The organism is Fodinisporobacter ferrooxydans (genome assembly GCF_022818495.1).
Classification (GTDB): Bacteria; Bacillota; Bacilli; order Tumebacillales; family MYW30-H2; genus Fodinisporobacter; species Fodinisporobacter ferrooxydans.
Map to the genome: position 1 here is coordinate 2,420,358 of NZ_CP089291.1, position 12,538 is coordinate 2,432,895.

A 12,538-nucleotide genomic window follows, 5' to 3' on the forward strand; every position below is an offset into this window, starting at 1 on the left:
CCTTTGTCCTAGGCAGTTGTTTTTCGTCTACATATAGTATGATTCGGTCTTGGAATGAATATGTATCACACAAAAACAAGGGTTTTTGGCATAAATGGCGAATCTAAGGTAACGACATACTCTTTAAAGGAGTCTAGGAAATGATTGCAAGCTTGCGCGGCGTGATTCAAAGTGCGGAATCGGACTGCATGGTAGTTGAAGTCTCTGGTGTCGGTTATCAAGTGTTTGTCATGAATACGGTTCTTCAACAATTTCATCAAGGGAATTCTATTTTTTTATATACCTATCAAGCAGTTCGCGAAGATGGAATCTTTTTATACGGGTTCTTGGAACGAATGGAGAAAGAGTTGTTTTTGTTGCTGCAAAATGTATCGGGCATCGGGCCGAAAGCATCCATGAATATATTGAATCACACATCGCCGGAAGATTTTATTCAGGCTGTTTTGGAAGAGGATCTTTCATTTCTGGTGGGACTTCCAGGAGTCGGTAAAAAAACGGCGCAGCGTTTTATCATTGAATTGAAAGACAAGGTAGAATGGCCTGCTTTAGGGAAGGCGAACCGATGGGAACCATCCGATTCAAAGTTGCATCCGGAATTTCTTCCGGATGTGGCCGATGCTTTATCCGCGTTGGGCTATAGCGAAAAAGAAGTCCGTGAAACATTAAAACAATTGCAACAAGAAGCAACTACAGAAACGAACGTGCAAGCATGGGTAAAAGCTGCCTTGCGGAAAATGGCAACTTAATAAGCAATTTGCAAGTTTGGGAGAGATGGTAGTGCAAGAGAGGATCATCGGAGGTCAATTTCAGCAGGAAGATGCTCCATTGGAAAGCTTGCGGCCTCAACGATTGGATGATTATATCGGACAAGCTGATGTAAAAGAAAACTTACGGGTATACATACAGGCTGCAAAAATGCGGCAAGAAGCTTTGGATCATGTGTTGTTATATGGTCCTCCCGGTCTCGGGAAAACCACGTTGGCAATGATTATCGCCAATGAATTAGGTGTTCGTTTGCGAATTACTTCGGGACCCGCCATTGAACGGACCGGAGATTTGGCAGCGATTCTGACTACTTTGGAGCCGGGTGATGTTTTGTTTATCGATGAGATTCATCGGCTTCATCGATCCGTCGAAGAGATTTTGTATTCTGCCATGGAAGATTATGCTTTGGATATAGTTGCAGGCAAAGGTCCGACCGCACGTTCTGTCCGCATCGATTTGCCGCCGTTTACACTTGTTGGCGCAACGACGCGGGCCGGTTCCTTATCTGCCCCGTTACGAGATCGTTTCGGTGTTGTCAGCCATTTGAATTACTATGAAATTCCTGATTTGCAAAACATCATTCAACGTGCTGCGTCCATTTTACATGTAGAACTGAATGCGGAAGGGTCCTATGAAATTGCTGCACGCAGTCGCGGAACTCCGCGAGTGGCAACGCGACTCCTGAAAAGGGTTCGGGATTTTGCACAGGTGAATTTTGAGCCTTGCATTGATGGCAGAGTAGCTTGCCAATCGCTGGAATGTATCGGCATCGATGAAAAGGGACTTGATGAGGTTGACCATAAATTATTGCGGGGAATCATTGAAATGTTTGCTGGCGGCCCAGTAGGGATTGATACAATTGCTGCTGCGATCGGAGAAGAAGCGGAAACGATTGAGGATGTATATGAACCGTATTTGCTGCAAATCGGCTTTTTGCAGCGAACATCTCGTGGACGGGTTGTCGCGGAAGCCGCATATTCTCATTTCGGCATTCCTTTTAGCGGCCGGTAAGATTCTAAAATAGGAGTCCCCATAAATAGTAAAGAGAGTACGAATCTTTATGATAAGCGGGGTGGAATGGATGAGTTTGTTTCCGTTCCGGCGCAAACAACAAACGAAAAACGATGAACTGTCTCTGGAACAATTGCTCGCAGATATACAAGCGGGTGATGAACAGGCTCGCGACGCGTTCATTCGTAAATACATCCCATTCGTGGCAAAAGTAGCATCACAATCATCCAAGAGATTTATTCGCCAAGGGGAGGACGATGAATTTAGTATTGCATTGTCCGCGTTTAATGAGGCGATCAATCGCTATGACCAAAGCAAGGGAGCCAATTTTTTAAGTTTTGCCGAAACGGTGATCAAACGCCGACTCATTGACTATTTTCGTTCAAAATCCAGCCGGAATCGGGATATACCGTTAACCGAGTTTGAAATTGAAGATGACGAGAAAAACGTGATCAATGTAGTCGAAGTACAAAAGTCAATTGATGAACATACCCGACAGAAGGAACAAATGGATCGGGCTGAAGAAATCTTGCGATATACGGAAGTATTGGCATCTTTTGACATACATTTTGAGGAATTGGTGGAATTATCGCCCAAACACAGCGATGCAAGGCAAAGCGCGATCGAGGTTGCGCGGGTCATTTCAGCAGACCCTTTGTTAATGAAACATTTGCATGAAAAAAAATCACTGCCTTTAAAACAGCTGCTGGAGCACGTCAAAGTAAGCAGGAAGACGATTGAAAGGCAACGGAAATACATTATTGCCATTGCACTAATTCTCTCCGGTGATTTTGAATTGCTCCAAGGATATATACGGTAAGGGGGGAAGAGTGGTATGAGATGTAAAGGCGTAATCATGAAACTGCATGAAGACTCCTGTTATGTACTTACAAACGACAGTCAATTTCTCGAAATTCCCCTTCCCCCAAATGTGCAGATTGGTCAGGAAATCGAATTTGACAGCGAACCACAGCTATTGACACATTCTCTTTTGCAGAAATCGTTTGCAAAAAAGCGGTGGATGCCGATTATGGGAATTGTTGCTTCTGTGCTTATTGCAATCGGTGTATGGCAAGGATATTCTGTGTTTCGGGCACCGCAAGCGTATGCATTTGTGACAGTCGATATCAATCCGAGTGTAGAATTTGTCGTGGATACACGGGGAAAAGTCATGCAACAGGACGGATTAAATGAGGATGGCAGTGCAATATTATCGAATCTTTCCACAGTACACCTGCCGATCCAGACTGCTGTTGAATCGTTATCCGCGAAAGCGCAGCAGGAAGGTTATTTAAAGCCGGATGGAGAAATATTGATAACCGCAGCTCCTGCAACAGATCAAGCAAATAATCAGTCTTTTCAGTCGATCCAAACATTGCAATCGAAGCTCGTTTCCAATCTTCAACAGATACTTTCGAATAAAAAGATTCACGTCAAAGTGCAAGGCATAATCGTGTCAAAGCAGGTGCGATCAGCTGCCCGCAAATACCATTTGTCTCCCGGAAAGTTTGCTTTATTTTTACAAGCGCAGTCGCAAGGACTTCCCGTAACTTTGGATGAAGTGCGAAAAGAACCGATTTCTAAAATTTTGGAGCAGCATAAAGAGCTATCCGGTTCGTTTGACAAGATGGATACAAAAACGATCGATTCACTCTTGGAAAAGTGGGATAAAAAATCGATAGAGAAGCCAAAACAAGCACTGCCAAAACAAGAATACAGACAAAACGGAAAGAACAATCAGGAGAACCATAAATTAAATACGGAGCATTCGATTACGCATGGTTCCGATCAAAGTTCCGGCCAACAACAACAAAAAGAAAAAGCGTTAGAAAAAGCGCTGCAGCAGAAACGCCAGTCTATAGACAAAGGGGATCAGAATTCATCAACGATGCATTCTGATTTTTCCACGCATGAAAGACAAAATCGAGTCACATCAAAGGAAAACAATGGTTTGCATCAGGAGCACCTTCCATCCAATCCGATCGAGAAAGTGGAAAAGGAAAAAGCGAAGGAAAAAGAACTGCAACAGATGCGGAGAAATGAACATCAGCGATTGCAGCACAAAGAGCATAACGATCAGTAAGGGTGAACACACAAGAGTGAACACTTGTATGAGAATAATTTACAAAATTGCCGAACATGCGGTATACTTCATTCGGGAAATTCCGAAACTGATATGAGAACGCGTGTTTCACAAAAAGACAAAAACTATGCATGCGGGAAGCAATTTGCTAGAGGAGTCATTTCACATATGATTGAAACTGAATTATCCGTTAATGATTTTGATTTTGATTTGCCGGAACATCTGATCGCACAGCATCCATTGGTCAATCGCAGCGATTCCCGATTAATGAAGGTCGACAGAAGAACCGGCGGGATCGAGCATCGTATTTTTTCAGATATTACAGGATATCTCAATACTGGAGATGTGCTTGTTTTAAATAATACCCGGGTCATTCCGGCCCGCTTGCATGGTACAAAAGAAGAAACGGGGGCGCATGTGGAGCTTTTGCTTCTGCATGAACGGGAACCTGATATATGGGAAGTGTTGGTTCGTCCAGGCAAGCGTCTGAAACCGGGTGCCCGTATTCAATTCGGGGATGGGCGGCTGCGTGCGGAAATCCTGGATATAACGGCGGACGGCGGGCGCAAGGTGCGTTTTTTCTACGAAGGGATTTTTTATGAAATTCTTGAGCAATTGGGCACAATGCCGCTGCCGCCGTATATTCGGGAACGGCTGGACGACCCGGAACGGTACCAGACAGTATTTGCAAGGCATCCGGGGTCAGCAGCAGCGCCAACTGCCGGATTGCATTTTACAGAGGAATTGTTGGAACAGCTTCAACAAAAAGGTGTGCGAATTGTCTATGTTACACTTCATGTGGGACTCGGTACATTTCGGCCCGTACAAGCAGCCAAAATAACGGAACATCATATGCATTCGGAATATTATCATATTTCACAGGAAACGGTAGATGTGATCCAATCTGCCAAGAAAGCGGGCAAACGTGTAATTGCTGTTGGCACGACAGCGACACGGACGTTGGAAACAGCCGCCCAATCAGGCGAATTAAAAGCGGCAAGCGGATGGACAGACATTTTTATATATCCTGGATACCAATTCCGTGTCATTGATGGTTTGATCACCAATTTTCATTTGCCGAAGTCTACATTGTTAATGCTTGTGAGCGCATTTACATCCAGGGAAATCATGCTGCGGGCGTATCGTGTGGCGGTGGAGCAAAACTATCGCTTCTTTAGCTTTGGCGATGCCATGTTTATTATTTAAATCGGGTCATTTCAATATGTTTGCAACAGCAATCGATAGACAGAAGAAAGGATCACAACATCAATGGCTGTAACGTACGAATTATTAAACACTTGTTCCTACAGCCGTGCGCGGCGCGGGCGTTTGCATACACCACATGGTGTGATTGAAACGCCTGTGTTCATGCCGGTAGGAACGCAAGCGACTGTGAAAACCATGAGTCCGGAAGAATTAAAAGAGATCGGTGCACAGATTATTCTCAGCAATACATATCATTTGTTTCTTCGGCCTGGCCATGAATTGATTCGGGAGGCCGGCGGATTGCATGGGTTTATGAACTGGGATCGGGCCATTTTGACGGATAGCGGCGGTTTTCAAGTATTCAGCTTAAGCAGTTTGCGAAAAATCAGTGAAGAAGGGGTAGAATTTCGTTCCCATTTAAGTGGCGAGAAGTTGTTTTTAAGTCCGGAAAAAGCCATAGAGATCGAAAATGCATTAGGCGCCGATATCATCATGGCATTTGACGAATGCCCTCCTTTTCCTGCTGCGAGGGAGTATTTAAAAGATTCGGCAGAGCGGACATTCCGCTGGTTGAAACGCTGCAAAGAAGCGCACCGAAGGCCCTATGACCAAGCGTTGTTCGGAATTGTACAAGGAGGAATGGAGAGGGATTTGCGGAGAGAAAGCGCAGAGCAAATTACATCCATTGACCTTCCGGGATATGCGATCGGAGGATTAAGTGTCGGCGAACCGAAACCGATCATGTATGAAGTGTTGGAGTATACGACGCCGCTTCTTCCCAAAGACAAGCCACGCTATTTGATGGGTGTCGGTTCACCCGACGATTTGTTTGAAGGGGTAGAGCGTGGAATCGATATGTTCGACTGTGTATTGCCGACGCGGATTGCGCGCAATGGCACTTGCATGACAAGTATCGGCAAGCTCGTCATCCGCAATGCACAGTATGCAAAAGATTTTTCCAAACTCGATCCCAACTGCAGTTGTTACACGTGTTCCAACTACTCCCGTGCGTATATTCGCCACTTGTTAAAAGCGGATGAAATTTTTGGATTGCGTTTGACAACCATTCACAATTTATACTTCTTGATTGAATTGATGAAAAAGATCCGCCAAGCAATTGAAGAAGACCGGTTTTTGCAATTTAAGAAAGATTTTTATACAAGTTACGGGTATAATTGATTTACCAATAGGAAAGGGGTTTGCTCAATGTCATCAACGGTTGTTCAATTTTTGCCACTGATTCTTTTATTTGTAGTATTTTATTTTATTTTAATTCGCCCGCAACAACGGAATCAAAAGAAACGCACGGCGATGCTTTCCACGTTGAAAAAAGGGGATCAGGTTGTCACCATCGGCGGTATTAACGGGACCATTACCGATATTGACGATGAGAAAGTTACTTTGCGCGTTTCTGAAACATCCCGAATCGTTTTTGAACGCTCTTCGATTTCATCTGTTAAAGTTCAAGCAAGTGAAAAATAATCGATGTTCGAAATGAAAGGAAAACCATAGCCTTTCACAAAGTAAAATTGTACATAATGGGTAAGCAGGCTGGATTCGGGCGTATGATTTCAATACTCCCGAATCCGGCCTTTTTCCATAATGTGAATCCCTCTGCATTAACGTTTTGTTTGAATCCCGATCATTCCGCCAAATCCCCCGATGCCTGTCATAATTGCCATCTGCAACAGATTGTGAACATTCAGATATTCCCCCCGATACAGCACAAATCCGATGATGGCGACCAGGATCATATAGACAAGTCCGGATAGTCCGCCGTAATACCAACCTTTTTCCGAGCTCTTTCTGGCTGCAGAGACGGCTCCCGCAATGACGGCAATCACATTGATGGTGTACGTAATAAAGGGCAGTTTGCCATCGGAAACAGCTGTCCATGTCAAAATGATGGATGCAAGCACCAATAGTATGAGAGTTGTGATGCAAGCTGTGATGATCCCTGCCACTAAAGGCGGATTGCGAAAATTTGAACTGCCTGAGCCAATGTTTTTACCTTCCAATTGAATCACTCCCGGTGCTGAATTTTGCTATATCCTATTCCAGAATGTGGACAAATATGAACAGCCTTTCATAAGAAATTGCCGAAACGGTCATACTAGCAGATGCAAGATCGGAGGGGGTTTTAGCCAATGGTTTTTTTGCATTTGTTTTGGAAGATCTTACTTGTCTATGTTTTTGTTTTACTTGGTTTGCGATTCATGGGAAAACGGGAAATTGGAAAATTATCGATCTTTGATCTCGTCATATCCATTATGATTGCAGAAGTATCCGCCTTTTCGTTGGAAGATAAGGAACTGGCCCTTGGAAAAGGATTATTTATTATTGGTTTTTTGGTGATCTTGCAAATAATCATGTCGTTTGTCTCATTAAAAAGCCAAAGAATCCGCGATTTAATCGAAGGACGCCCAACTGTTTTAATCGCAAATGGAAAAATCAACGACAGAGAAATGAAACGAACCCGTTACAGCATGGATGACCTTATGACACAGCTCCGAGAAAAAAATGTAATGGCGGTTGCGGATGTCGAGTTTGCTATTTTGGAAACATCAGGAAAACTCAGTGTGTTTCCGAAATCCGGAAAACGCTCTGTGACTGTTGAAGATATGAATCTGACGGTAGCCAAAACCAGCTTGCCGATCCCGTTAATTATTGATGGAAAAGTCATTCATGAGAATTTGCAAAAGATTGAACAAACTGCTTTGTGGCTGAATCAGGAGATCCAAAAACAAGGGTATGCAGATGTCAAAAAAATTTTTTATTGCAGCATCGACAATCAAGGGACGCTCTTTATCGACCCCAAGGATTCTTAAACTTGCTTGGGGATGGCGGGAGCACGCGCGCAAAGTGCGGGTTTGCGACCGTCTTGCAGCATTGCATATCAATTGGAGCAAGACGATCGACGCTGTTTCCGGCAACTCCGTGGGCACTCGTGCCCCTCTGCAACGAAGCGCTATCGACAAGGGTTCGACTTTCAACTTTATTTAGAAAATGGAACAAATCTTGAAATGCCAACCAAAAAGTGCCCGATCCGAGGGATTTTTCGCAACATATTGCGAGTGATCACGCCAAACATAAGCAATAGGAAAAAATAGCTGGAAAAACCGATAAAAATGCTGAAAATGACCGTATGGTTTGGTACATCGATACTTGAATCGCCGGTAATCTGCTTCATAACGGTTGCCATCAGAATGGTTGCCAGGATAATTTTTGCAGTATCAAACGGATCAATCTCAAATCCGATCATCTTGTTGACAGAGAAAAAATTCAGCCCTGTCGTGATCGCCACATCTGCTACAAGCGCCCATGCTACACCCAAAATTCCGTATTTTGGCTGACTTGCCAAAAAATAAATGATCAGAAGTTTTGCGGCAGATCCGACAAGGCCGTTTACCATGGCTAATCCGGCCCGGTTCAATCCTTGCAGAATGCCGTACAGGGGTGATTGCAGATATAAGAGAAACCCAACCGGGGCCATAATCGTCAAGATCGGTCCGACTTCCGGGGCATGAAACACCATGGTGCATAACTGTGTTGCATATACGGTCAAGACGACAGATGTCGGAAAACCGATTAAAGCCGTGATTCGAAACGTTTGATACAAACGGCGGCGTACCAGGCGGATTTTTCCTTCTGCAATCGCTTCTGAAATGGAGGGCACCAAAGTTACAGCCAGGGAATAGGTAAATACGGTTGGAAAGACAAGCAATGGAATCGCCATACCGGAATATTGCCCATACAATGTGGTTGCCATAACGGTTGTAAATCCGGCTGTCTGCAAGGAACGAGAGATCAGCATCGGCTCAATCGCATACGCGACGGTGCCGATGATCCGGTTACATGTGACAGGTATTGCCACTTCCAAAATGCTTTTTATGGTTTTCCGCAAAGGTTCGAGTTGATTTGCCGGGCCCATCGGCAACGATTGGATTCGCTGCCGAGTCAAATAGTACAGCCACATATACAAGAGACTCATCAGTTCTCCCAATACCATTCCAATCGCTGCGGCCGCAGCTGCATAAGCCAAACCGAATTTCCTGAAATAATGGGCCAATACCCAGACTGATGCGATTCGAACGGCTGTTTCGAGGATACTGGCAACTGCCGGCGGACTCATATTTTGCAATCCCTTAAAGTACCCGGATAAAATACTCGACAGCCCGATTATGGGAATTACCGGAATGATTGCGATCAAGCTGTAATATGCCCGGCTGTCCGTCAAATATGTTTTGGTAATCCAAGGACTTAAAAATACGAGCAGGACACTTCCAAGAATGGAAAAGATTCCGATGATTGCAAAAGAGCTCATGATCACACGCCGAATTCGTCTGCGATCACCTGCAACCATGGCTTCCGCCACAACTTTTGAAATCGCTACTGGAAGACCTGCCGTGACTACTGTCAGCACAAGGCTGATTAGGGGAAAAATCATTTGAAACAAGCCAATACCTTCTGCACCGATCAAACGTGTAAGGGCAATTTTGTAGACAAACCCCATGACACGGGTGATGAGTGATGCGGAGACTAATATAAAGGCACCTTTAAGGAATGATTGCTTACTCATGTAAGTGTAAGTTCACCTCCTGTATCAGTCATCACAGTTCCATTCATTTCAATTTATGCTTGGCCACCACAGAGTAGTCCAATGAAACAGACAAGTTTTAGAAACATGGGATGATATAGCAGGAAAATGCCGGTGAATGTGGAATGGGGATACGTTAGAGCGTGGTGAGGGGGACTTTTTGATGTCGGATCAGCATTCAGAAAAAAACGATCGTTTGCAGGATCAAGCAGTTGGATTACGCCGACAGCTTGTTGCTTCTACCGTGGAACAGGTGATGCAAGGGCAAATAACAGAGAATTTTCAGATGGATGAAGATAGCGGGAAGCAACAAGCTGAATTTGGTGATTTTAATAATAAAGAAGAAAAACAGCAACAGGAAGCAATGAGTATTGATGAGTTAAACAGACAGATTGAACTTCTATGCGATAGCAAGGCAGAAGAGTATCGCATGCTTGGTTATGAACAAGTCGTAGGAAAAGATATTTGGCGATGTGTTTCGAGCAAATATAAAAATGGATACCCGCTGCTGCATGTGGTTGTCAATGATATTCTCTCGCTGAAACCGGATAAATTTATGAACTGGTTAATGATGGAGGCGTATCGAGGATAGCATTGGGAATGGTGAAAAGATGTTGCGGTTTTGTCAACTTTTCGACATCCAAATTCAAAAATTGACACCTGAATTGGACAAGCCGTATACTAGAAAGGATTGAATTCTGCAAGGAGGAACCATTGTGGTCAGATGGAGTCGGTTTATTGCGTTTCTTTTGATCGTTGCAATCATCTTTGGAGTAACAGGTGCAACGACCAAGAAAATCTGGTCAAAGATTCCGCTTGGACTTGATTTGCGCGGCGGTTTCGATATTTTATATCAAATTCAACCAACGAAAGGCCAGACTGTTAACAGTGATGCACAGAAAGCGACGATTGCCGCCCTCGATGAGCGTCTTGCGGCCATGAATTATACGGATCCAGTGATTCAAGCGGAAGGTACGGATCGTGTGCGCGTACAGTTGGCGGGTGTGTTTGATCAAAAAGCTGTAAAATCTGCCTTGGTGGCAGAGGCGAAGCTTGAATTTCGTGCGCCCGATGACAAGACTGTTTTACTTACAGGCAAGGATTTGGTGAACAATGCAAAATATGAAACAGATCCTCAGACAAATGCCCCTGTTGTGGCAGTCGAATTTAAAGATCCGAAAAAATTTGCCGATATTACACAGAAATATTTGCAACAACCGATTGGCATCTGGCTGAATGACAAATTGCTCAGCAAACCAACTGTGCAAACGGTGATTGCGAACGGGAAAGCGACAATTACCGGTATGTCTTCACCGCAAGAAGCCATCAAGCTGGCACAGCTTCTCAATGCCGGTGCATTGCCATTTCCTTTAAAACAATTATCATCGACAACGGTTGGACCAAGCCTCGGAGAATCGGCGCTGCATTCTACATTGGTCGCAGGTCTAATCGGCATTGCGTTAATCTTTTTATTTATGATCGTCATGTATCGAATTCCAGGGTTGATTGCCGATTGTGCGCTTGTTGCCTATATGTTTCTGATTCTGGCAACCTTCGCCGGCATGCATCTCACATTGACATTGCCAGGTCTTGCAGCACTCGTGTTAGGTGTCGGGATGGCTGTGGATGCGAATATCATTACGTATGAACGGATTAAAGACGAACTCCGAAATGGAAAATCGATTTTGTCTGCATCCATCTCCGGATCGAGGCGCGCGTTGCGGACGATTCTGGACTCCAACGTAACGACTTTAATTGCAGGTATCGTGATGTATTACTATGGAACGGGTGCGATTAAATCATTTGCGGAAGCATTGATAGCAGGGATTGTCGTAAGCTTGATTACTGCCGTTTTCCTAAGCCGATTGATGCTGATGTTGTTCATGCGATCAAATCTCATTAAAAATATCAAGTGGATATTTAGCGGGAAAGGAGTGCAGACAAAATGAAGTTTGAAATTGTCCGCAATCGCAAATGGTTTTTCCTGCTCTCCGGTTTGATCACAGTCGCAGGGATTATCGTCATGTTGTTGTTCGGTTTGAATTTGGGCACAGATTTCGTCGCGGGTACGCGGGTTCAGGTAGACTTGAATCAAACGTTTCAGGAATCACAAGTATTAAATATTTTCAAGGGTTTGGGATATAAAGTAAGTGCCAACGATATCACGACGGCTGGCACCGATCAGCATACGGCAGTGATTCGCTTGCGTGAAACGATTTCGACGGATCAGGAAAACAAGATCGACGATGCGCTGAAAAAGCAGTTCCCTCATGAAAAAGGCACACAAGTAGATACGGTATCGCCGATTGTGGCGAAAGAACTCTCCAAAAATGCCTTTTATGCAGTATTGTTCGCATCTGTCGGTATTGTCATCTATGTAGCGATTCGATTTGAGTACCGATTTGGCGTTTCCGGGATTATCGCATTGTTGCATGACGCATTTATCGTCATATCCGTTTTTGCATTATTGCGCCTGGAAGTGGATATACCTTTTATTGCAGCAGTTTTGACAATTGTCGGTTATTCAATCAATGATACGATCGTCATTTTTGACCGTATTCGAGAAAATCTGAAAAACCAAAAAGTGAAAACATTATCCGAATTGGAAACGCTGGTGAACCATAGTCTGTGGCAAACGATGACGCGTTCCATCAATACGGTTTTAACGGTTATCTTTGCGGATGCGATGTTGTTTTTCTTTGGCGGCACCAGCATTCATAACTTTACATTTGCACTTTTGGTCGGTTTGATAAGCGGTGCGTATTCTTCCATTTTTATTGCCAGCCCGATCTGGGTAGTATGGCGCAGCAGAAGTTTGAAAAAGCAATCCTAGAACAGATGGTTCATGTACGGGCTCTTCTCTTTTACCTCGAACG

Annotated in this window: 13 protein-coding genes; 11 read left to right on the forward strand and 2 right to left on the reverse strand. The window is 44.2% G+C overall.

Annotated features, from left to right (window positions below; all coding sequences use genetic code 11):
• Nucleotides 1-140 precede the first annotated feature (140 nt).
• From ruvA to yajC, 7 genes are all read left to right on the forward strand, one after another.
• Nucleotides 141-746, forward strand: coding sequence for a Holliday junction branch migration protein RuvA (gene ruvA, locus LSG31_RS11525; RefSeq protein ID WP_347439398.1), 606 nt, complete (start codon nucleotides 141-143; stop codon nucleotides 744-746).
• 31 nt (nucleotides 747-777) lie between these two features.
• Entirely contained in the window at nucleotides 778-1,776 is a 999-nt protein-coding gene (gene ruvB / locus LSG31_RS11530) for a Holliday junction branch migration DNA helicase RuvB (RefSeq protein WP_347439399.1), read from the forward strand.
• A 70-nt stretch (nucleotides 1,777-1,846) separates the two neighbouring features.
• A complete protein-coding gene (sigI, locus tag LSG31_RS11535) occupies nucleotides 1,847-2,596 on the forward strand; it encodes an RNA polymerase sigma factor SigI (RefSeq protein ID WP_347439400.1) in 750 nt (249 codons plus the stop codon).
• Between the two features lie 15 nt (nucleotides 2,597-2,611).
• Complete coding sequence (locus LSG31_RS11540; RefSeq protein ID WP_347439401.1) at nucleotides 2,612-3,859, forward strand: anti-sigma factor domain-containing protein; 1,248 nt, start codon at nucleotides 2,612-2,614, stop codon at nucleotides 3,857-3,859.
• Nucleotides 3,860-4,027: 168 nt separating this feature from the next.
• Complete coding sequence (queA, locus tag LSG31_RS11545) at nucleotides 4,028-5,065, forward strand: tRNA preQ1(34) S-adenosylmethionine ribosyltransferase-isomerase QueA (RefSeq protein WP_347439402.1); 1,038 nt, start codon at nucleotides 4,028-4,030, stop codon at nucleotides 5,063-5,065.
• Between the two features lie 63 nt (nucleotides 5,066-5,128).
• On the forward strand, nucleotides 5,129-6,244 hold the full coding sequence (tgt, locus tag LSG31_RS11550) for a tRNA guanosine(34) transglycosylase Tgt (protein ID WP_347439403.1): 1,116 nt from the start codon (nucleotides 5,129-5,131) through the stop codon (nucleotides 6,242-6,244).
• A 27-nt stretch (nucleotides 6,245-6,271) separates the two neighbouring features.
• The gene (gene yajC / locus LSG31_RS11555; protein ID WP_347439404.1) at nucleotides 6,272-6,547 is read left to right on the forward strand and encodes a preprotein translocase subunit YajC; all 276 of its coding nucleotides are present in this window, start codon (nucleotides 6,272-6,274) and stop codon (nucleotides 6,545-6,547) included.
• A gap of 137 nt (nucleotides 6,548-6,684) precedes the next feature.
• Here yajC and LSG31_RS11560 read toward each other — a convergent pair whose 3' ends face one another.
• The gene (locus LSG31_RS11560) at nucleotides 6,685-7,083 is read right to left on the reverse strand and encodes a TIGR04086 family membrane protein (protein ID WP_347439405.1); all 399 of its coding nucleotides are present in this window, start codon (nucleotides 7,081-7,083) and stop codon (nucleotides 6,685-6,687) included.
• A gap of 129 nt (nucleotides 7,084-7,212) precedes the next feature.
• On the opposite strand from LSG31_RS11560, the gene LSG31_RS11565 reads away from it, so the two are divergent.
• Nucleotides 7,213-7,893 (forward strand): DUF421 domain-containing protein, encoded by a 681-nt coding sequence (locus tag LSG31_RS11565; RefSeq protein ID WP_347439406.1) that lies wholly within the window; start codon nucleotides 7,213-7,215, stop codon nucleotides 7,891-7,893.
• A 167-nt stretch (nucleotides 7,894-8,060) separates the two neighbouring features.
• On the opposite strand, the gene spoVB is transcribed toward LSG31_RS11565, so the two are convergent.
• Nucleotides 8,061-9,644 carry a stage V sporulation protein B gene (spoVB, locus tag LSG31_RS11570; RefSeq protein WP_347435264.1) on the reverse strand — a complete coding sequence of 528 codons (1,584 nt, stop codon included), beginning with the start codon at nucleotides 9,642-9,644 and terminating at the stop codon, nucleotides 8,061-8,063.
• Nucleotides 9,645-9,825: 181 nt separating this feature from the next.
• Between spoVB and LSG31_RS11575 the strand changes: the two genes are divergently transcribed.
• The 3 genes from LSG31_RS11575 to secF all read left to right on the forward strand — a co-directional run bounded on the left by LSG31_RS11575 (nucleotide 9,826) and on the right by secF (nucleotide 12,495).
• Nucleotides 9,826-10,254 carry a post-transcriptional regulator gene (locus LSG31_RS11575; protein ID WP_347435265.1) on the forward strand — a complete coding sequence of 143 codons (429 nt, stop codon included), beginning with the start codon at nucleotides 9,826-9,828 and terminating at the stop codon, nucleotides 10,252-10,254.
• A 124-nt stretch (nucleotides 10,255-10,378) separates the two neighbouring features.
• Nucleotides 10,379-11,611 (forward strand): protein translocase subunit SecD, encoded by a 1,233-nt coding sequence (gene secD / locus LSG31_RS11580; protein WP_347435266.1) that lies wholly within the window; start codon nucleotides 10,379-10,381, stop codon nucleotides 11,609-11,611.
• Nucleotides 11,608-12,495 carry a protein translocase subunit SecF gene (secF, locus tag LSG31_RS11585; RefSeq protein ID WP_347435267.1) on the forward strand — a complete coding sequence of 296 codons (888 nt, stop codon included), beginning with the start codon at nucleotides 11,608-11,610 and terminating at the stop codon, nucleotides 12,493-12,495. The genes secD and secF overlap by 4 nt, the downstream gene beginning before the upstream one ends.
• The last annotated feature ends 43 nt before the right edge of the window (nucleotides 12,496-12,538 follow it).

Excerpts from the sequence above, each read along its gene's own strand:
- LSG31_RS11575 (WP_347435265.1), top strand. The coding sequence starts at position 9,826 with ATGTCGGATCAGCATTCAGAAAAAAACGATCGTTTGCAGGATCAAGCA.
- yajC (WP_347439404.1), top strand. The coding sequence starts at position 6,272 with ATGTCATCAACGGTTGTTCAATTTTTGCCACTGATTCTTTTATTTGTA.
- tgt (WP_347439403.1), top strand. The coding sequence starts at position 5,129 with ATGGCTGTAACGTACGAATTATTAAACACTTGTTCCTACAGCCGTGCG.
- spoVB (WP_347435264.1), bottom strand. The coding sequence starts at position 9,644 with ATGAGTAAGCAATCATTCCTTAAAGGTGCCTTTATATTAGTCTCCGCA.
- LSG31_RS11565 (WP_347439406.1), top strand. The coding sequence starts at position 7,213 with ATGGTTTTTTTGCATTTGTTTTGGAAGATCTTACTTGTCTATGTTTTT.
- queA (WP_347439402.1), top strand. The coding sequence starts at position 4,028 with ATGATTGAAACTGAATTATCCGTTAATGATTTTGATTTTGATTTGCCG.
- ruvA (WP_347439398.1), top strand. The coding sequence starts at position 141 with ATGATTGCAAGCTTGCGCGGCGTGATTCAAAGTGCGGAATCGGACTGC.
- LSG31_RS11540 (WP_347439401.1), top strand. The coding sequence starts at position 2,612 with ATGAGATGTAAAGGCGTAATCATGAAACTGCATGAAGACTCCTGTTAT.
- sigI (WP_347439400.1), top strand. The coding sequence starts at position 1,847 with ATGAGTTTGTTTCCGTTCCGGCGCAAACAACAAACGAAAAACGATGAA.
- secF (WP_347435267.1), top strand. The coding sequence starts at position 11,608 with ATGAAGTTTGAAATTGTCCGCAATCGCAAATGGTTTTTCCTGCTCTCC.